Below are 20,686 nucleotides of genomic sequence, written 5' to 3'. Positions count from 1 at the left end.
TTGTTATACTCTATGTTGTTATATTTGACGAAAGTCAGGTGAGAGACGGCGCTTATGAATCTGAAAAGCATGCATAGAGGCAAGAACGAAACACTAGCTATTCGACGGTCGCAAACCGTGCTTGGACGCCGACTGCGATAAAGCTGTCAAGCGCATGCCGCTCGACGAACCTCCCCTCATATCAGAGCACTCATCATGACTCCCGCGCCTCACCGAACACGCGAACGCCCATCCGAACCCTTCTGGCTCATCAACGAATCCAAGCTTCCCTTGGACCCTGAGCACGCCAGGCAGTACACGTCGCTCATGAGCATCGCCGGTACGTCACTGGCCATGGGCGTGATTCGCAATCTCTTGAGATGCAGTGAAGCCTCAAGCCGAACGACGCATCAGCCACTTGATCCCACCCCGTGGCCGCTCAGCCCAGCGCAAGTGCAAGGCCTGCGCGCTGCGCTGTATTTTCTTCGCCGACATGGTGACGAGTTGTTGGAAGCCGAGCGAAACCGTTAGGCCGCCTGTTTTTTCGCTAAAAGCAGGCCGAATGGCGGCCGGCCATTTATGCTCTTTTGACGTTGTCCCGTAAGGCGAAGAATAATCGCTCGCCGCCCGCTGGACATCGTCGCTATGAAACATCGCTTCCGGTTTTCCGTCGTGCCCTTGCTCATCGCATGCGCCTTGTTGCCGCGAATCGGGTTGTCCAGGCAATACGAGGTTCGAAGTGGCGAGCTTGTCTTTTCGATTGACGATGCAAGCGGCGCGTATGCGCTCGACGCCCGTGGGCTTCATTTCGCGGGTCGTCTGCCCGGTGGGGCAGCGCACGTTTCAACATCGGCAAAGGGGCTTGGCTTTATGCTCGCCGAGGGTGTTGAGGCGGATGTCTCGCCTGCACCAAGCGCATCTGGCGCCTTGCTGTTTTCATGGAAAATCGTGGGCACACGTACGCTCACGCAGCTTCCAGCCTTTCCGGATTTCAACACTGTACCTACCGGATTGCACTCGCTTTCGCATCGGCAGTTGAATTTCGCGCCGCCGGTGTTTGATTCGCCGCAGGATGTGTCGACACCGTGGGTTCTTTTCGACGACAGCGGACGCGCGCTCATCATCTCGCCCGCGTCGGATTTCTTTCTTGCCAGCATGCTGGGCGATGCCAAGACGCGCATTGCGGTGGGATTGAATTCGGAAGTAGGGAAGTTGCCGGTTGGCTACACGGCAAGCGCGTTGGTGGCTGCGGCGCCGGATATCGCGACGGCCTATGGCGTTTGGGGTACGGCGTTGCGCGGGCTCTATCATCGCCGCCCGACGGCTCCCGACGCGGATGCCACCTTACGTTATCTCGGCGAGCTTACGGATAACGCCGGCGGCCACTATTACTACAACTATGAATACGCGCAGGGTCTGAATTACGAGGACTCGCTGGTGCGCTTCATCCAGCGCAGTCGTGAAGCCGGCATCCCATTCGGTTATCTGCAGCTCGATAGCTGGTGGTACGCCAAGAGTGCGTGGAATCCGCATGAGAAGGTGGGGCGGATCAAGAACCCGGCGTTGCCCGACGAAGACTGGAATCGCTACGGCGGTCTTCTCGAGTGGAAGGCGCAGCCCGGTGTGTTCCCCAAAGGCATGGCTGAATTCCACCAGCGCGTGAAGCTGCCATTCCTTGCGCACAATCGTTTTATCGACAAGGCCAGCCCTTATCGAAAGCGCTTTGCGATATCTGGCCTCGCCGCCGTCGACCGTCGCTATTGGGATGAACTCGCCGATTACGCCGCCAGCAACGGTATTGCCATTTATTTGCAGGATTGGCTGGATGCCATTTACAAGTTCTCGCCGGAGCTGCAAAGCGTGCCCGGCAAGGGCGAGTCGTTCGCGGACGGCATGGCGTCGGCGATGGCCGCGCACGGCATCACCATGCAGTACTGCATGGCCTATCCGCTGTTTATGTTGCAGGGGGTGAAATACCCGAACCTGACCACCATTCGTGCCGCCGGCGACGGCTTGACTCGCGATAAATGGACCCAGCTGGCCTTCAACGCGCGATTCATTCGTGAGTTAGGCGCATGGCCCGCGACCGATGTGATGCCCTCGCACGATACGGCCGCCATGCTCTTCGCCACGCTTTCCGGTGGACCGGTTGGGGTAGGCGATGCATTCGAAGATCTCGATCGCGCCAACATCTTCAGGGCCGTGCGTGCCGATGGCGAGATCGTGAAACCGGACGAACCCCTTATGCCGCTCGACGTCAGCTATATGACGCAGGCCAGGCAAACGGGCGCAGCGATCATCGGTGCTACGTTCACCCATCACGGCAATCACGCCACGGCTTATGTGCTGGCATTCGCTGATACTCCTTCGAAAGGTGCGAACGATTTTTCCATGCTGCCGGCAGCATTGGGTTTTAGCGGAACCGTGGCGGTGTTCGATCCGTTCTCGCAAACGCTGGTTACCGCACGCAGCAAGGAAACGATCACTGGAAAACTCAAGGGTGCCGATGCCTTCGCCTATCGCGTTATCGCGCCCGTGTCTGCATCGGGTATCGCCGTTTTGGGTGATATAGGCCAATTCGTTCCGATGGGGCGCAAGCGCGTAACGTCGTACGAGGAGCTTGCCAATGGGGTTCGGTTGAAACTTGCGTTCGCAGCCAACGACCCGGTGATCACGCTGGCCGGTTATTCACGGTCCAACATCGTTCCATATGCCGAAGGTGCAGCCATCCTGTCCGCGGCGCGTGACCCGCAGACAGGATTGTTCAAAGTAGCGCTGCGAGCGACCGCTCACACGGCCAGCGAGGTCACGCTTGTGTTAAGGCAACACTGACTAAGTATCGCCGTCGTCATGATGTCTGGAAGGCTCGCAGGGTGTGGCGTGTGGCGCCGGGAAGACTGGCCGTCTTGCCAAGCCGCGCGGCGCAGCCTACGGGCCTTCCAGGCATCACCCCATCTTTAAATTCAGCATGGGGGGCAGCCCTGTCTGTCCGCATGCCGCAGGTACCCGTCTCGACAGACGTCCAGTCTGCCTTCGCCGACGGCCCTGTGGCCTGCGAACAGACAGGACTGGTGACGACGGCGATACTTAGTCAGTGTTGCCTTAAATGCAAGCAAGTGACGGGAGCAGGCTGTCAGCGCCTGGTGCTGATCTACCATACATCTTCGTCGTCAGTGAACTCATGATTGATTTGCAAATTTGCCAGGTTGGTGGCCTGGAAGAACGCGTGAAGGCGAAGGTCCTTGTTGATTTGGGTAGTGCCTTGGGTGCCATTCATGGTGATCGGGTTCAGCCATTGCTTGGGTGCATTGCCGATATTCCCGTGCTTTATGCTGTACGCGTCAAGGCAAGAGCCGCAGCCCTTGCAGGTGCCTTGGCTAGAGCCCGCCAAGAGATCTTGTGTGCGCGTCCATTCACTGAAAAGTCCTGCAATTTTTTTCCTTTTTTCTTCAGTGGTGCCGGTGACCGTGCTGATTTTCGATTGCACGAATCCGATGTACAGGTAGCGAATAATTCGGGACTCGCCATGGAAGCCCGTGGTTTCAGTGGCCCACTGAAATATGTCGGAATTTACTACCGACCTTACAAGTGTGATGTTTCTTTTTATATCGACAAAATCGCTTTGCGATTTTTTTATGACGCTATCAAACAGTTTTTTATATATGCCATCTTTGATGTTTTTATATTTTGCCTTGGCCTTTTCCGATGGGGCGTTTTCCGCCTTGTCCGAAATTTTGCACTGCTTTTCCCAGAATTCTTCGCGCGCAGCTGCTCCATCAAAGCCTTCTTTGCCAATTTTTTTCTTCAACGCTGTCAAGGCGTCAATGACGTCGGTGTAGTCACTGGCAACGGTGGAGAAGCTCAGATTGGCCTGGGATGTGACAAATAGGCGACCCTGCGTCTTCGACAGGAAGATCGTCGTCGTGTTTTCAGTCGTCCCAGGGTGGATTGAAAAGGCTAGGAGCTCCAGAATCGGACAATATGTTGTCTCGATGTTCGATGCTTTTTTGCTCGCTTTGCTTTTGTCACGTGGCATTCTTCGCTCCTTAAGAACTGCGATGAGTTAAGCGGCGCTTGGCTTTTTACGTGCGCGCATGGATGAGTGGCCAGGCACGTCAGTCATGGCAATCCGCCTGAATCATTGGCGTATTCGACATCAGTGCGTTTCTTCTGTTCTCACCGCAGGGCTTCGCGCAGGCGGCAAGCGAGACCTTCCTTGACGTATCCATCAAGGTGATGACGAATTTCGATCGGATTCCCCAGTCACACTTACAGCCCCCTGTCGTGTGTTTAGCGCGTACCTTTTCCGAGTACGGCTTGGTAGCTTAGTTAATCATCGTATCGCGATCAATGCGAAGCCGTTGCTGCGCAGGCGTTCCATGCATGCGTTTATGCATAGTTCGTCGCGCAACCTATCCACAACGCTTGTGGTTTTCACATAATCATCACAAACGACAGCAGTTTGCTGCGAGTGATTGGGCGGCACGCGAAGGCGCGAGAAGGGAAGGCGGACTTCTGGCTTGGGTTGGCGAGGCGCTTGGAGTGCGGATGAAAAAAGCCGGCGTTATTCGGAAGCAAGCGGTTGAGTGTACAGGGGCCAGAGGCAGTCAAACGCCATTGGCATCGGCCCATTCGCGCAGCACCGCACGCTGCCGCCGCACTTCCCAGTAGGCGGCCCATTCAATCGCAGAACCAGCCCTATAAAAAGATGCATTTACGTTTGAACTGCTACCGCGGCGGACTTTTTCCTGCGATGAACGGAGAATAGGGAAAGGTGGGTGGTTGCCAAATTGCCGTAGCGCTCGATGAATGTCACGCTGGCAAAAGCCCGACCTCCGGAGGGTTAAGTAGACTAATCATCTCCGACCCTGCAGAGCCCTCCCGATGACCGAACCCGTCCGCCTCGCCAAACGTGTTATCGCCATGACGCAGTGCTCGCGGCGCGAGGCCGAGATGTATATCGAAGGCGGCTGGGTGAGCGTGGATGGCCAAGTCGTGGAAGAGCCGCAGTTCAACGTGCAGGAAGGTCAGTGCGTCGAGATCGATCCGCACGCCGAACTCGTCTCGCCCGAGCCGGCAACGCTGTTATTGCACAAGCCGGCGGGTCTCACCGTTGCGCAGGCGCGTGCCCTGGTCAGCACACAAAGCCATGCGGACGACGACGCTTCCGGCGTGCGCGTGTTGAAGCGCCACTTCGCCCGGCTGGAGTCGCCGCTGCCATTGCCCGACAACGCCAGCGGCCTGCTGGTGTTCACGCAGGATTGGCGGGTCAAGCGCCACCTGGAAGAAGACGTCGCCCGTATCGAGCAGGAGATGATCGTTGAGGTCGCCGGCACTCTGGCGCCGAACGGCCTCGCCTTGCTCAACCATGGGCTCAGCTTTAATAACTATGCATTGCCGCCGATCAAGGTGAGCTGGCAAAACGAAAGCCATCTGCGCTTTGCGTTGAAGCGGATCGCGCCGGAGATGGTCGAGTGCATGTGTCAGGCCGTGGGGCTCAAGGTGCTGTCGATCAAGCGTATTCGCGTCGGTCGCATTCCGATGTCGCGCCTTCAGGTAGGACAGTGGCGCTATCTTGCCGGCACCGACCGGTTCTGATCGTTGCCTGGAAACTCTGTCATTCCGACCAGGCTCCACTTCTGTCCGGCATGGCGGGGGCAATCGCCAGCTGATTTTGCGCCTGGGCAAGGGCGTTCTCGCGGGAACGCCCTTTGTCCAGTCTCACATCAGGCGATGTCGTCAGCGATGCGCAACGTCACCGGTGATACAACGGTCGTGGCACGTGACGGCGTCGCCTCCATCCCAAACAGCGGCCGCAACCAGCGCACGCGCCGGATCACGCATTCGTGCAACAACGCGCACCCGCCAATGGTGCAAGCGATGATCAACACCGGCTCAAGCACCGGTCCCAGCCCTAGCGGCATCAACTGCCACGCAAACAACAGCAACAAGCTCTGATGCAACACGTACCACGGATACACCGCTTCGCGCGCATATGGCAGCCAGCGGAACGGGCGGTTGAGATACGCATGGCCCCAGCCAAGCACGGCGCAGATCGCCGTCCACAGATAGGCGTAGCGGAACGCATGCACCATCCACCACACCGCTGCCGGAGCCGACTCGGGCAGCAGGCGAATGCCGGCCAGATAAACCGCGTAGCAGACCAATGCTGACGGCAGCGAGATCCGGCGCAGCCGCGCCAGTTCCGACCAGATTCCCGCATCGGTGCCAAGCAGATAGCCATACAAGAACATGCTGAAGTAAAGCGCATGGGCATACCAATCACCCCATAGCGCGCCGGTGAACGGATAGCGATGGGCCAGCAGGCGATCCCACACAAACAATGGGATGGCCGGCAACAGCAATAGCGCTGGGCCACGGCATTGCAGAACGGCGGCACGCAGGCGCTGGCCGGCTGGCGATTCCAGCAATGGCAGCAGCACCACCAGCAGCATCGTGTAGACCCATAGGTAGGGCAGGTACCACAGGTGGTTCCAGGTGAAGCCGTACTGCCAGCCGGTGAAGGCGCCAGCGGGCCACGGGCCACCGGTCCAGTAGCGCAGCAGGAAGTGGCCGAAGCCGGGCTGGACCAGGTGGGTAGACAGGCCCTCCACATAGGGCTGGATCGGAATCACCACCAGCATGCCGAACACCAGTGGCAGCAGCAGGCGCACGGTGCGCTTCCACGCCATGCCCGGCAGGCTGGCGCGGCGGCGCATAAAGTTCACCGCCAGCCCCGAAATCAGAAACAGCAGCTCCATCCGCCAGCGGTTGAGGAACAGCATCGGGTCTTGCAGCCAGGTGGCGGTGTGGCTGCTTTTTAGATGGAAGTCCCAGTGGGCCACGTACAGCATGGCCGCGTGGTAGAGAATCAGCAGCCCGAAGGCGAGTACGCGCAAGGCGTCGATGTCGTAGCGGCGGTTCATGGCACGGGCTCCGTGGCGGGAAAGTGGCGCCAGCTTCGGCGCGCCGGCGCGGCCTGTCGTGCCTCAAGTGATTGTTTGCAGGGCAGTTGTGACGAGCGGTGGGCCACAGGGACGAACGGAGTGGCGTTGTGCGTAGAATCCGCCGATGCAAACATCCCGCGGCTTCGACACCTACCAGCGTTGGCGGCGCCCGATCGAGATCGGGTTCTGGATCGCGCTGCTGACCCTCAACGTGATCTTCAACAGCATCGACACCCGCATCGACCACGCCGGCCGGATCGCGCCGTGGGAGTCGTGGGTGTGGGAGACGAGCAGCGCGCTACTGGTGTTGGCGCTGCTGCCTGCCGTGATCGTTGCCGAGCGGCGCTGGCCGATCCGCTTTGACACCTGGACCCGCAACCTGCCGTTGCAGGTTCTGCTCAGCCTGCTGTTCAGCCTGGTCCATGTCAGCGGCATGATCGCCTTGCGCAAGCTGGCCTATGCCGCCATCGCCGGCTGGCATTACGGCTTCGGCGCGTGGTGGATCAATTTCGGCTACGAATACCTCAAGGACGTGCGCACCTACTTTCTCATCATCGGCCTGCTGATGCTTTACCACTTGTGGCTGCTGCGCCAGCAGGGCGAGGCCAAGCTGCTGGCCGAACCGGAAGATGGGCTGCCGGTGGAGCCGGTGGATCGGCCCGAGCGCTTCCTGGTACGCAAGCTGGGCAAGGAATTCCTGATCAACGCCAGCGAGATCGAGTGGCTGCAGGCCGCAGGCAACTACGTGAACCTGCATGTACGTGGACGCGATTATCCGCTGCGCAGCACGATGGCCGGTATCGAGGCGCGGCTGGATCCGGCGCGTTTCCTGCGCGTGCATCGCGGCTATTTCATCAACCTCGATTACCTCGTCGAGATCGAGCCGCTGGAAACCGGCGATGCGCGGTTGCGCTTGCGTGACGGCACCACCGTGCCATGCAGCCGTCGCTATCGCACCGCGTTGCGTGAGCGCTATGGGCAACCGGTTGCGGCGGAGTGAGTTCGCGAAGCGTCCGTGGTCTGCAGGCTGGGATGCAATCCCAGCAGAAGGGGGCCAAACAAGCATCGCCTCGCGATGGCGCGCATAGGCTTTTTAAGGCAACACTGATAGCGCGGGGCATATTCCCGCCGAGCAGTGGTTTCCGCCGGCACGACGATATGCGCTGAATCGACATTAAGTCGGAAAATCCCCTGCCGCGATATTGGAACGAAACGAAGGATATGCCGCGCGCACAATGGACTGAAAATCACCCTGGAATCAGTCCAGTTGTATTGCGGGCTCACTCGCGCTACATATACCCCATGACATGTGTTCCAGGGGGGAAGCATGCTCGCCAGTCGCCCATTCCTGATCTTGCCGCTGTTGCGGATGCGTGGCCAGCCAAGCGCCACGCGGGTTCGTGGGCGCATTCAAGGCCGCCGTGCATACCATCCATCGATTTAATCATTCGCTCGGCGCGGTGGACATGCCGGTGCATGTCGATCGCGGCCGCCACGACGCACCGGTTTACTGAGGAATAGCTTGGACATGGACGCAACCGCTTTTTCGCCGGAGCAAGCACACATCAATTCACCCGAGCGTACCCGCAATGCTTTTATAACGGTGCTGTTGGTCGAGATGTGGGAACGCTTTGGCTACTACGGCATCACCATGCTGCTGGTGCTATTCATGGTGCAGCGGCTCGGTCTGGGCGATGCCCAGGTCAATCTGATCTGGGGCGCATTTTCGGTGCTGGTATTTGCGACGCCGGCGATGGGCGGCTGGATTGGCGACAAGGTGTTGGGCGCCAAGCGATGCCTGGTGTTGGGCGCCATAACGCTGGGTTTGGGCTACCTGTTGTTGTGCCTGTATGGCGACCGGTTGCCGGCCCTGCTCGCCGCATTGAGCGTGATCATTATCGGCAATGCATTGTTCAAGCCGAATGTGGCCAACCTGGTACGCCGCATCTTTGAAGATTCGCAGACACGTTTTGACAGCGCGTTCACGCTTTACTACATGGGCAGCAACCTGGCTGCCGCCATCGGCGTGCTGCTGATGCCGTGGGTCAAGGATCGTTGGAGTTGGTACGCCGCGTTTGGCTTGTGTTGCCTGGGGCCGTTGCTCAGCCTGGCTTACTATGCGCTGATGGCGCGCAAGCTCGGTGGCATGGGTTCCTCGCCCGATAACCATCCGCTACGCAGGGGGCGCCTGGCACTGGTGCTGCTGGGAATGATCGCCACACTGTGCGCTGCGACTTGTCTGCTGCATCACAGCGAGCTGGGTGTGGATTGCGTTTATGCCGGCGGCGTGATCGTAATCGGTATTTTCGCGCACATGATCCTGCGTGGTTCGCGCCGTGAACGGGCTGGATTGGTTGCAGCGTTGATCCTGCTGATTGAAGCGTCGTTGTTTTTTATCTTCTACCAGCAGCTGGCCACCTCGCTGACGCTGTTCGCCCTGCGCAACGTGGATGGCAACCAGACGCTGTTCGGGCATCATCTTTTTACCTGGTCGCCGGCGCAGTATTCGGCGGCGAATGCGATGTGGATTCTCGTGCTGTCACCGCTGCTGGCGTGGCTTTATCGACGGCTCGGGCAGCGTGATCTGCCGGTGGCGGGGAAGTTCGCGATCGGCTTCGCCGCGGTGGCAGCCGGCTTTTTCAGCTTTGGCTTGAGCGGAATGGTAGCGGTGAATGGCCTGGTGCCATCCTGGGTCATGTTGGTGGGCTATGGTTTCTATTCGCTGGGCGAGCTGCTGGTGGCCGCGCTTGGCCTGGCGATGATTTCGCGCTACGTGCCGGCGCGCATGGGCGGTTTCATGATCGGGGTGTTCTTTGTTGCCGGTGGCGTGGCGCAATACCTTGGCGCCATCATCGCGAATTTCGCGAGCCTGCCTTCGCAAGTGAAAGACCCTTCGCTCAGCCTGCCGGTCTATACGCGTCTGTTCGATCAGCTTGGCTTGCTTGCGCTGGCGGGCGCTGTCACGGCGTTGACGTTATTGCCGCTTATCAAACGCCTGTCCTTGGCTCATGCAGCTTCGTGCGCTGGAGAGGCCGGACATGCTGATGGGCGGACCGTGGCGGCGGGCTAGTTATTCTTGCTTAGTTGGCATGACGATTACTGCCGATAGCTATGTTTTTGCCCGGACTGCGTTTTATAACGAGGAACCTTGGCTGAAATACCAGCTTTCTCTGGCTTTCCGATGCTGGGATTTCATCCTGCCCTACGTGGCTGCATGGCAAAGCAATGATCAGAATCGAATCTGCAACCCAGGCCGACCAGGACGATGTCCATGCGCTTCTCGACGCTTGCGGTTTGTCTACCCATGTTTTTTTTTCTCCCGCTGCACTCTATTGGACGGTGCGAAGTACAACGGCGTTGATTGGTTTCTGCGGAATGGAACTGGCCGGACATGCGGCGTTGCTGCGCAGCGTAGCCGTGCATGACGAGTATCGCGGACAGGGGCTTGCGAAACGGCTTGTCGAAACGGCGATAACCGGGGCGAGGGCTCGCGCGATCAGTCGAGTTTATCTCTTCAGCAAGGATGCCGGCAGCTATTTTCAGGCCCTTGGATGGCACGAAGTACCGGTGGAGGAAGCGTCGCAGATCATGCATGCCGCACCCCAGGTTCGTCGCTATCATCACATCGGATGGTATCCCGGCGAGCGGGCTTTCCGGCGCGATATACAGGCGAGCCCGTGCAGTTGAGCTATGCCGTTCCACCGTGAAACAGGGGCCGAAAATCATGCAGCGTTGGGTGCTTGTGTTGCTGTTGCTGGTAGCCGGCTGGGCCGCGTTGCATGGGTGGCAGCGTCGACCTGTCCACCCGCCGCCGGGAATGCTTGCACCGGACGCGCCGCAGCAAATGGATATCGACCATGGTGTACAGCTTCAGCGGGGTGACACCACGCTCACCACGCGCGCCCGCTTCGAGTTGACGGCGCGTGTTCTATCGCGGGAAGACTATCGTTTCGACGCAGGGGCTTTTCTCGCGCCGGAGGATCTTGCGCTGGGTTGGGGCCGCATGTCCGACAGTGCCGTATTGGCGAAAATCAGCATCACGCAGTCCAACCGGTTCTATTACTGGCACGTCGATCAATTCCCCATTCCGCGGCGCGAAATAGAAACCTCCAGCGCCAACATGCACATGATTCCTGCCGATAAGACCGTCCGCCGTGCACTGGAGCGCGTGCGTATCGGGCAGCTCGTGCACGTTGAGGGCTTTCTCGTCGACGCCCGCCGACCGAACGGTTGGTATTGGCATACGTCGATGAGCCGGGAGGACACGGGAGATGGTGCTTGCGAGCTGGTATTTGTCGAACAGGTCGACATTGTGGCGCCTTGACAGCACACTGCCGCCTCCAGGCGATTGTTTAAAAATCCCATCGTCAAAACCGGTTCTGTCTTCTCTCATCCAAGGCATGCGCTACTTATCCCTGCTACTTCTTGGCCCCTGGATCGTCGTTCTGGCGTGCATCTATTGGGTGGCGTTTAAGCGGTCCCGCGTGACCTGGCTACATGCGGCCTACGACATGATGGTCGTTATCGTTGCTTTGGGGGCTGCCTACGGGTTGGCCCTGGTGGCTTACGATGAGGTGGTCATTCAGGACGTCGGCCAATTGGGGCGAGAAAGCGGAAGCATTTGGAAGCAGGTCATGCCGGCGTTATATGGCTACGGTGCGTTCGCTGCGGTGATGGTGCTGGGAATGGCGCTGCGTTTTGCTTTTTGGAGGCGCAAGCGGGCAGGGACCCGGGCGCTGTAGCGTCCACTTGCACCGAGAAGCTTGATTCTTGCAACAGACGGCTCTCTCCCCGCGCGCTGCGGGGGCACTTCTCCCCTGCGAGATACGGCCTTACGACGCCACGGCATAAGCAACCAACGGCTTTAATCTTGCACCCAAGCGTGCCTAGAATCGGAGACCGCCTCATGGCGCCGAGCTGCCAGCCCGGCGCGCGTTTCTCGCCTCACGTTCCGGAAGCACCATGCCCGACTATCGCTCGAAAACCTCCACCTTCGGCCGCAACATGGCCGGGGCGCGCGCACTGTGGCGCGCCACCGGCATGAAGAACGAGGACTTCAAGAAGCCCATCATCGCGGTGGCCAACTCCTTCACCCAGTTCGTTCCCGGGCACGTGCACCTGAAGGATCTAGGTCAATTGGTGGCGCGCGAGATCGAAAAAGCCGGCGGCGTGGCCAAGGAATTCAACACCATTGCCGTGGACGACGGCATCGCGATGGGCCATGACGGCATGCTCTATTCGCTGCCCAGCCGCGAGATCATCGCCGACTCGGTGGAATACATGGTCAACGCGCACTGCGCCGATGCGCTGGTGTGCATTTCCAATTGCGACAAGATCACCCCGGGCATGCTGATGGCGGCGCTGCGCCTGAACATTCCGGTGGTGTTCGTTTCCGGTGGCCCGATGGAGGCCGGCAAGACGCGGCTGGCCGAGCACAAGCTCGACCTGATCGATGCCATGGTCATCGCCGCCGACGACAAGGCGACCGACGAGCAGGTGCTGGAAGTCGAACGCAGCGCTTGCCCCACCTGCGGTTCGTGCTCGGGCATGTTCACCGCCAATTCGATGAACTGCCTTACCGAAGCATTGGGTTTGTCGCTGCCCGGCAACGGCACGGTGGTGGCCACTCATGCCGATCGCGAAGAGTTGTTTCTGCAGGCCGGACGCCTCATCGTCGAACTCTGCCGCCGTTACTACCGGGACAATGACGAGCGCGTGCTTCCACGCAACATCGCCAACTTCAAGGCATTCCAGAACGCGATGACGCTGGACATCGCCATGGGCGGTTCCACCAACACCATCCTGCACTTGCTGGCGGCGGCGCAGGAAGCCGAGCTCGATTTCGGCATGCGCGAGATCGATGCGCTTTCGCGCAAGGTGCCGCAGCTGTGCAAGGTCGCGCCGAATACGCAGAAGTACCACATTGAAGACGTGCATCGCGCGGGCGGCATCATGGCCATCCTGGGCGAATTGGCCCGCGCCGGCCTGCTGCATGCCGACGTTGCCACCGTGCACAGCACGACCATGCGCGATGCGATCGCCGGCTACGACATTACGCAAACGCAGGACGCGGCCGTCCACACGTTTTATAAGGCAGGCCCGGCAGGCATTCCCACACAGGTCGCCTTCAGCCAGGCCACGCGGTGGGACAGCCTGGATCTTGATCGTACCGAAGGCTGCATTCGCGATTACGAACACGCCTATTCCAAGGAAGGTGGCCTGGCCGTGCTTCACGGCAATATCGCGGAGGACGGCTGCGTGGTGAAAACCGCAGGCGTCGATGCCTCCATTCTCGTGTTCGAAGGCAACGCAAGGGTGTTTGAGAGCCAGGATGCCGCCGTCAAAGGCATTCTCGGCAATGAAGTGAAAGCCGGCGACGTGGTGGTGATTCGCTACGAAGGCCCGCGCGGTGGTCCGGGCATGCAGGAAATGCTTTATCCCACCTCGTACCTGAAATCCAAGGGCCTGGGCAAGCAATGCGCCTTGCTCACGGATGGCCGATTCTCCGGCGGCACGTCTGGCCTCTCGATCGGCCATGTTTCTCCGGAAGCCGCCGCCGGCGGCGCCATCGGTCTGGTTCGCGAAGGCGACCGCATCCGCATCGACATCCCAAACCGCAGCATCGATCTGCTGATCGGCGATGCCGAACTTGCCACGCGCCGTGCCGAGCAAGATGCCAAAGGCTGGAAACCTGCCGAGGCGCGTGCGCGCAAGGTAAGCACGGCGTTGAAGGCGTATGCGTTGCTGGCAACCAGTGCGGATAAGGGCGCGGTGCGCAACAAAGCGATGTTGGGTGAATAGTTGGCTTAGCGCCCATGGCGCTAGCTTAGGGATGTTTCAGCTGCCTCAGATTCGATATTCGTCATTCCAGCTTTCGCTGGAATGACGTTGTTTTAGCTTTCCTGCAAGGGCAGCGGGCAATTTCTCTGGCAGCAGCGGGCGAAAGCCGGGCCCAGCGACTTTGGGCACCTCAAGACCCTAGGACTCGGCCTTCGCCAGGATGACGTCAAGAAAAATCTTTTTTCGCGATAATCAATACCCGGATCACCCAAGCGTCGCAAATAGTGAACAGCAACAAGAAATGAATAACCCCAACGACGTGGAGGATGGCTATGCCGAAACCGCAGTCGGCAATATCGCCTCCCGCCGAATCTTGGAAGAGTAGGCTTCCATCATATCGGCCTGCATGAATCTGAGGACGACGGACTGGTGGACGGTTGGCTGTTGCGCGATTAGCCGTCTACTTGCAAGGCACTTGGCCAGGCAGCACGGTGAAGCTAAGCAGCACCCATCGCCTGATTACGTCCAGACGTTTTGGCCACATACAACGCCACATCGGCGCGGCGGATAAGGTCGAAACCATCGCGGTCCTGTGGTTGCAGCCACGCGACGCCAACGGAGCAGGTGAGTTCTACGCGCGCGCCGTCGCCGCCGAAGGGATGCTGGGCGATGCATGCGCATAGTATTTCAAAGGGCGCGTGGTTCGTTGGAACAGCACCGGGAACGACGGCGAGGATTTCCTCGCCGCCATAGCGGCCCAGGGTGGCATCTGGCGGCAATGTATCGCGTAACCGTTTGGACGCCTCGATCAACACGGCGTCGCCAGCCAGATGCCCATAACAATCGTTAATGTGTTTGAAGTGATCCAGATCGATCAGCGCGACGGCCAGAGGTTGGCGATGTTCGCGTGCATGCGCCATTGCCTGGGCTAATATTTCCAGCACGCGTGATCGGTTGGGGAGGCCAGTCAATGCATCGTGATTGGCTTGGTGCCACAGTGCGGCGCGGGTTTCTTCCAGGATTTGCTTGTCTATTTCCAGTTCGCGCGTGCGTTGCGCGACCAGTCGTTCGAGGGTGCGTGCGCGATGCCGAAGGTTGCGGGTGCGTAGCTGCCAGATCAGCACGATGCCAAGGACAAGTAGCAGCGCGGCAACCAGCATGGCGGGGGCGCGCCGCCACCACGGCGGCACAATGTGAATCGGTAGCCGGATGACGGGCGAGAGCTGGTGTGTATCCGGGTCATAGGCGGCTGCCTCGAACACGAAATCGCCGGGTGGCAAGGGCGGGTAGTCCACCTGCGAGCGGTCCGACGTCATCCAGCTGCGTTCCAGGCCCTGCAGTCGGTAGCGATATTGCAGCGTGCGTCGTGTGGGAGCGCCCAGCGTTGCAAGGTGCAGCGTAAGCGGCTGTTCGGGTGCGTTGTCGAAACGGTAGGCGGGCGCCAGGGGCTGCGGTTCATTATCCAGGCTTACTTGCGTGATGATCGCCGTCAGCGGGTCTGGGGCGATCAGCGACGTCGGGTCGAGAACATGGGTGATGCCATTGGACGTGCCGATCCATATCGAGCCGTCGTTATCTTCAAAGTAGGCATTCTCGCCGATGTCATCCCAGATCAGTCCATCGTCTTCGGTCAAGCGTCGCCAATGCTGGCCATCGAACAGCTCCACGCCATCGGTACCGCCGATCCATAGCCAGCCGCGGCGATCCTGTCGGATGAAATAGATGCGGGTGCTGTCGAGCCGTTCGTTTGCGACGTGTTGCATGGCCAGCTTGCCGGCGCCGGTTACGTGGCCTTGCCACAGGCCATCGAAATTGCCGGCTAGATAAAAATCGCCGCCAGGCAGAATATCCATATGGGTGAAGCTTTGATTGGATGGCATCCCGGTGACGGCAATGCGCATCCATTGGCCGTGATCAAAACGAAACAGCCCCGCATCACCGCTGAACCACAGCCGGCCTTGTGCATCCTCACTTGAATCGGCGAATGCGGTATCGGGAATGACGTCGCCGCCCGCGCGCTGCAGTGTATGTCCGTCGTAGAGATAGATGCCGCGCTCTGTGCAAAGCCATACCCGCCCTTGGCTATCGACCTTCATGTCGCGGATATAGGCGGGCGAGTGCGCGATTTCCTCTGTGGTGCCTGCACGAGCGTGATAGCGCAGCAGCTCGCCGGAATAATAGGCGACCAGCATGTCGCCATCAGGCAGTGCATGCAGGCCGATGGTCTCTTGCGCCAGCGATGGCGGTTTCAGCGGCCACGCTGCCGGGCGCACGCTGCTGGGCGCAAGTACGCTGCCACCAAGTTCATCGCCGATCCACAGCGCGCCACCCGTTGTGCGTGCAATGGCCCACGTCGGGCTGCTATCCAATCCTTGCGCGGTCTGCCAGCTCTGCATGTGATCGTAGCCGCGCCATTGCAGCACGCCGCGACCATAGGTGCCGATCCATAGCACGTGATTGCGGTCGTAGAGCAAGGCGTCGATGCCGATGTCCGGCAGGCCATTGCGGGTGTCGAAAATGCGCCACGTCTTGCCGTCCCAGCGTGCCAATCCGTCGTTGGCGCGCGTAAGCAGGCGGCCGTGATCGTCCTCGATCATATCCAGGTAAGCGGTGACGACGCGTGCGCCGGGCAGGTCGCGGTTTGCGAACGATTGCCCGCCCACCGGCAGCGCGCGGATGTAGCGCGGGCTGCGCACCCATAACGTGCCATCGCGAGCGCGCAAATAGGATGTCCAGGTATCGGCGGGAATGCCTTCGCGTTCGCTCCAAATGCGCAGTTGATCGCCTGCCAATTCGCATAGGGATTTATCGCAACCGAACCATAGCGAGCGGCCATCGCTGAAAACACTGGTAATGTTTTCCAGGGCCGGGTTTTTGCCAAGTGCCTGCCGATCGAAGCGCGGATGCAGGTGCCATGCCGTGCCCATGGATTGGACAACCCATAGGTGGTGTTGACTGACGACGTACAAGCGGCCATCGAGGTCCGCCAGCATCGCACCGGGGTCCACTTGCAAGGGATGTGTGCTTGCCGTGACCGATGTGAATTGCATGCCGTCGCCCACATACAGCCCCGTGCGCGTACCGACCCAAAGCTGGCCCGCGACATCTTCGTGCAAGGCGGCAATGTAGCTGCCGCGCAGGCCTTCGGCGGCACCGATGCGCTCAAAAACATGGCCGTCGAAGCGGAATAGGCCGTTCTCCGTACACACATAGACGAAACCGCGGTGGTCCTGCACCAGGCAGTTGTCTTCCAGGCTGGTCAGCCCTCTTGGTTGCGTGAAGGACGCAAGGCTGATGGCCTGGCTATGGGCATGCGGAGCCAGAACCCACAGCATGAGCCACGCAAGCCATGTCCGAACACGGTGCGGCCAATGCTTCCCAGCTGATGATTCTCTTGGCTTCCCCGTTGACACTTCGTGGCGCCCCGTTCGCCGTACGCTCTCCGCCTGCGCGTGGCTGATTCTTGCTTATCTGCGCAGGGAACGGTAGCGCAGGGCTGGCAGGCGTCGGCTAATGACTCAAGCTCATTACCGGCGCAGGCGGGAAAGCGGAGCGGGGAGCGGACAGCGGCCCTGCTCGCCGGGTGCGCGTCGATTGGCATGTCCCGGTTAGGCGTTCAGCAACAACTTAGCGAAGAGCAATCTTGCGTTGTCCGATATCGTGGAGTGGAAAATGACGACGCGGGTAACGGTGAAATATTCCAGCTGATATTGCGCGTACGTTGGGGTAGCGCCGAATTCCGGCCACGGCATGTATCCAGGTTGCGACGTTGGGCTTGGCATGCGCTCAGCCCAATCCACTACGGCAAGGTTGGAATTATGGGCAAGAAAAAGGCGCGGGATTTCCGCGCCTTTTTGGTTTTCATGCTTGGCAGTTTGCCTCTCACCCCACTCTTCCCCAAGGAAGAAAAAATAGAGGCAAAGCGCACTTCAACGCCGCTTGATCCTGCGACGCGTAGCTTTCTTGGCAGTCTTATTCGCCGGGCCGGCCTTTTTCCGGGCGACGGCACCATCGATCAGCAGGCTTTCTGCGGTGACGCCGCGCTTTTTCAGTGCCGCCGCGAACCACAACGGACGCTTGCCGCGGCCGGTCCAGGTTTGCGAGGGATCTTCAGGATTGCGGTATTTGGGGGCAACGGTTCCGCGCTTGCCAACCTTGCCGGCACGACCGCCGCGGACGGGATACACGTCAGCCAGGCCGAGGCCGGCGTTGCTGAGCAGGGTGTCGATTTTCTTGCGGATTTCTTCGATCTGACTGGATTTGGCTTCTTGCATTTGCGCGTTTGCGTTGGCAATGAGCGATTGAAGTTCTTTCGGTGAAAGGTTTTTCAGGTCAATGGCCATGACTGGTCCTTATAGTGGTTTTTTGGGTGATGCCGCTATCAAGCTAGTCAATATGAACAAATTTTGCAAATCTTTTTAACGTTATGTGCCGGAAAGCCTGCCTGTTTTTTACAATCAGGTAATCAGGTTTAGGACGTTAACTATTTTCATCGATTTAGAAAATAACACCTAAAAAGGCGTTTGGAAAAGAGAACGGGTTCTCCATTGCAGGCCATTTTTGAGCCTATAACCGAAGCGGGCGTGGCATAAAGGCACCACGCGCCCTATACGCCGCCGGGTGTTAGATATGGCCAGAAATCGGTGCCGTCATCACAGACAAGGGGGTTATTTATGTTCCGCAAGCCATTCGGATTTGCTGCGCATACGCGCATCATTACGATCGCCTTCGCAGCGCTTGTTTCCACCTCGGCATTTGCGCAGGCACCCAGCACCGGGCTTGGACAGGCATGGCCGAACGCCACGGATGTCAGCGTAAGCCCGCATTACCATGTGTATGTATTCGTTCGCGATGGCATTCGCTATGTGCAGATCAACGATTTGAACGGCACGGTGCGCGCGGCAGTGGCGATTGCGGACAACGTGGTACTGGTGTTGCCGGTGGGCGTGGACGCCGCCGACGTGACCACGGGGCGCAGCGTTGCATCAGGAAATGCGGGCGTGCCGGACACGGTTTATAGCGATGGCACCGCGCGTATTACCGCCACGGTGACGAGCACGGGCACGGTGCATGTCAACGTGGCGACGACGCCGGTGACCATACTCAATATTTGTACAAATCCGGCCAATTGCAGCAACGCTGTCGGTGGCGGTAACGGCGGTTGACGATGGGTTGGAACCGCCGGTTCCCTCAACGAATATACAGTTCCGGCGAGGCGGCGGGAGCCGCAGCACGCGGCTCCTGCATCCGCTGGCTGACGTCGTGCAGCAGGCTGGTCATACGAAACACATTCGGTCCGTTAAAAGTGTGCAACTCGCCGTTGTAGAGGCGAGCGTAATCACGCATCGCGATCGCGCTCAGGCTGTTGGCCCCCAGTTTGGCTGCCAGATGCTGCGTTTCCTGTTTCTTTTGGGTACTCGGCACGGATGCGATGGGATGAGCACTGCCCGCAACGCGCAGGGCAGCCCAGCGCTGCCCGTGAGTGAAGCCGCCACGCAGTGAGATGGTGATGGTGGACCAATCCTGTTGCGCGAGCACATACACCACCGCTTCGCAGGCCAGGCGATAAATGGCCGCGTGCACGCTGGGCGAGAGCTGGCTCAAACCACGGCCGGTCAGCTCGAAGCGATAGGCGATGCCGGCTTCGTCCAGCGCGCGTCCAATGGTCTCGCGCAAGGCGGCCGGCAGGCCGCGCTCGCGCCACGCTGTCGGGTGCATGGATTCCACCAGCTGATAGACCTGGCTCTGCGTGGCGGCCATCTGTTTGTAGTAGCTCTGGCCTTCCATGGGCGGAATCATGTGCTTGAAGCGATTGAGCAATCGCGTTTGGGTCAATTGCAAACCGCCGGCAACCTGTTCGAGCGTCTGCGAAGCTTGCCGCATGCGCAACTCGCACAAGTACAAGCCTTGTTGTGCCAGTTTGACCGCCGCCTTGGCATCGATGCGCTCCTGTTCCTCCACGGCATTTTGCATGCTGACGCGCACGCCAAGCGCAAGCAGGCAGGTGACGGAGAAGGCAAGGAAGGCTTGCGCGCCAATCACGTCCAGGTCGCCGATGCGCGATTCCATGTTGAGAAAGATGCAGATGATCGCCGCCGTGGTGCCGACCGCCGCCGCGCGCCAACCATGTTTTATGGTGAGCCACGCGGCGGGGAGCAGCATGGCCATCCGTATCACCGGCTTGATGTCCGCGACGACATGCACGTTAAGCCAATAGAGCACCGCCAATGACGGCAGCAGCAAGACCAGGGATTCCTGCAGCAGCGGGTTACCGATCCAGCTGGCAATTTGACGACGCCACGGCTGGGGCTTTTGCAGCTTGAGCGCCAGGGCGATCGGCAGAACGGTAAGAATGCCCGCGTACTTGCCGAGGAAAACCTGCACGGCCTGGATGCTTTGAAATTGATAGGGATGCTCGGTTCCGGCGGGCTGCACCACAACGAGCAGCAAGAGCACCGTAATGGTGGTCCACACCGCCGAGGACAGCGCGATGCAGACAAGCAACGCCTTCGCCCTGACCATGTGCCTGGAAGGGAACAGCCCCAGCTTGCGTTTGCACCACGCCACGATAGGCATGGCGAACAGGATGGCCGGGATCGAATTGCCGATCTCCCAGGCCAGCCCGAACGGTGCCTGCCCAGGCGAGGTGTAATAAAGCGTGGGGCCCAGTTCGGCCAGGGCCAGGGCGGGCCAATAGCGATAGGGCAACAGCAGCAGAACGCCCAGGCGCAGGCCGCTGACGATATGCCAGATGCCGACCGAATAAGGCCGCAGCAGCGTGTAAAAGGTTCCGTATATGACGAAAACCGCTACCTGCCGCAGCCACTTGTTTTCCATGATTGATTTCAGCATCGGTGCACCCCTGAGCTTTGGTTAAGGCAACACTGATTAAGTATCGCCGTCGTCATGATGTCTGGAAGGCTCGCAGGGTGTGTTGCGTGGCGCCGGGAAGACTGGCCGTCTTGCCAAGCCGCGCGGCG

General features: G+C 59.6%; 15 protein-coding genes. 9 read left to right on the top strand and 6 right to left on the bottom strand.

All coding sequences use genetic code 11. From position 1 onward, the window contains the following. Window positions 1–372: 372 nt before the first annotated feature. On the bottom strand, window positions 373–786 hold the full coding sequence (locus V7M64_RS02090) for a hypothetical protein (protein ID WP_333676684.1): 414 nt from the start codon (window positions 784–786) through the stop codon (window positions 373–375). 141 nt (window positions 787–927) lie between these two features. Here V7M64_RS02090 and V7M64_RS02085 point away from each other — a divergent pair, with 141 nt between their 5' ends. Beyond that, window positions 928–2,811: a hypothetical protein gene (locus V7M64_RS02085; protein WP_333676683.1), complete on the top strand. Its 1,884-nt coding sequence runs from the start codon at window positions 928–930 to the stop codon at window positions 2,809–2,811. Between the two features lie 319 nt (window positions 2,812–3,130). Here V7M64_RS02085 and V7M64_RS02080 read toward each other — a convergent pair whose 3' ends face one another. Continuing rightward, window positions 3,131–4,015: a hypothetical protein gene (locus tag V7M64_RS02080; protein ID WP_333676682.1), complete on the bottom strand. Its 885-nt coding sequence runs from the start codon at window positions 4,013–4,015 to the stop codon at window positions 3,131–3,133. Between the two features lie 848 nt (window positions 4,016–4,863). Here V7M64_RS02080 and V7M64_RS02075 point away from each other — a divergent pair. Further along, complete coding sequence (locus V7M64_RS02075; RefSeq protein ID WP_333676681.1) at window positions 4,864–5,577, top strand: rRNA pseudouridine synthase; 714 nt, start codon at window positions 4,864–4,866, stop codon at window positions 5,575–5,577. 128 nt (window positions 5,578–5,705) lie between these two features. On the opposite strand, the gene V7M64_RS02070 is transcribed toward V7M64_RS02075, so the two are convergent. Further along, the gene (locus V7M64_RS02070) at window positions 5,706–6,905 is read right to left on the bottom strand and encodes an acyltransferase (RefSeq protein WP_333676680.1); all 1,200 of its coding nucleotides are present in this window, start codon (window positions 6,903–6,905) and stop codon (window positions 5,706–5,708) included. A gap of 145 nt (window positions 6,906–7,050) precedes the next feature. On the opposite strand from V7M64_RS02070, the gene V7M64_RS02065 reads away from it, so the two are divergent. From V7M64_RS02065 to ilvD, 6 genes are all read left to right on the top strand, one after another. Next, window positions 7,051–7,926 carry a LytTR family DNA-binding domain-containing protein gene (locus V7M64_RS02065; protein ID WP_333676679.1) on the top strand — a complete coding sequence of 292 codons (876 nt, stop codon included), beginning with the start codon at window positions 7,051–7,053 and terminating at the stop codon, window positions 7,924–7,926. A gap of 528 nt (window positions 7,927–8,454) precedes the next feature. After that, complete coding sequence (locus V7M64_RS02060) at window positions 8,455–9,996, top strand: oligopeptide:H+ symporter (protein WP_333676677.1); 1,542 nt, start codon at window positions 8,455–8,457, stop codon at window positions 9,994–9,996. A gap of 155 nt (window positions 9,997–10,151) precedes the next feature. Next, on the top strand, window positions 10,152–10,613 hold the full coding sequence (locus V7M64_RS02055) for a GNAT family N-acetyltransferase (RefSeq protein WP_333676675.1): 462 nt from the start codon (window positions 10,152–10,154) through the stop codon (window positions 10,611–10,613). A 37-nt stretch (window positions 10,614–10,650) separates the two neighbouring features. Continuing rightward, window positions 10,651–11,250: a hypothetical protein gene (locus V7M64_RS02050; RefSeq protein WP_333676674.1), complete on the top strand. Its 600-nt coding sequence runs from the start codon at window positions 10,651–10,653 to the stop codon at window positions 11,248–11,250. Next, complete coding sequence (locus tag V7M64_RS02045) at window positions 11,198–11,668, top strand: hypothetical protein (protein WP_333676705.1); 471 nt, start codon at window positions 11,198–11,200, stop codon at window positions 11,666–11,668. The genes V7M64_RS02050 and V7M64_RS02045 overlap by 53 nt, the downstream gene beginning before the upstream one ends. Before the next feature lie 220 nt (window positions 11,669–11,888). Beyond that, window positions 11,889–13,727: a dihydroxy-acid dehydratase gene (gene ilvD, locus V7M64_RS02040; protein ID WP_333676673.1), complete on the top strand. Its 1,839-nt coding sequence runs from the start codon at window positions 11,889–11,891 to the stop codon at window positions 13,725–13,727. Window positions 13,728–14,203: 476 nt separating this feature from the next. On the opposite strand, the gene V7M64_RS02035 is transcribed toward ilvD, so the two are convergent. Together V7M64_RS02035 and V7M64_RS02030 are read right to left on the bottom strand one after the other, a co-directional pair. Beyond that, window positions 14,204–17,041, bottom strand: a complete 2,838-nt coding sequence (locus V7M64_RS02035) for a diguanylate cyclase (RefSeq protein WP_333676671.1) — start codon at window positions 17,039–17,041, stop codon at window positions 14,204–14,206. Window positions 17,042–17,635: 594 nt separating this feature from the next. Further along, the gene (locus tag V7M64_RS02030) at window positions 17,636–18,049 is read right to left on the bottom strand and encodes an H-NS histone family protein (RefSeq protein ID WP_333676670.1); all 414 of its coding nucleotides are present in this window, start codon (window positions 18,047–18,049) and stop codon (window positions 17,636–17,638) included. Window positions 18,050–18,379: 330 nt separating this feature from the next. On the opposite strand from V7M64_RS02030, the gene V7M64_RS02025 reads away from it, so the two are divergent. Then, window positions 18,380–18,871 (top strand): hypothetical protein, encoded by a 492-nt coding sequence (locus V7M64_RS02025; protein ID WP_333676668.1) that lies wholly within the window; start codon window positions 18,380–18,382, stop codon window positions 18,869–18,871. 25 nt (window positions 18,872–18,896) lie between these two features. Here the strand turns inward: V7M64_RS02025 and V7M64_RS02020 are convergent, their stop codons facing one another. Beyond that, entirely contained in the window at window positions 18,897–20,558 is a 1,662-nt protein-coding gene (locus V7M64_RS02020) for an MASE1 domain-containing protein (RefSeq protein WP_333676667.1), read from the bottom strand. Window positions 20,559–20,686: the final 128 nt, after the last annotated feature.

Origin of the sequence: Dyella sp. (assembly GCF_036746095.1) — a bacterium.
Lineage (GTDB): Bacteria > Pseudomonadota > Gammaproteobacteria > Xanthomonadales > Rhodanobacteraceae > Dyella_B.
This window is presented reverse-complemented; position numbering and strand designations above follow the sequence as displayed.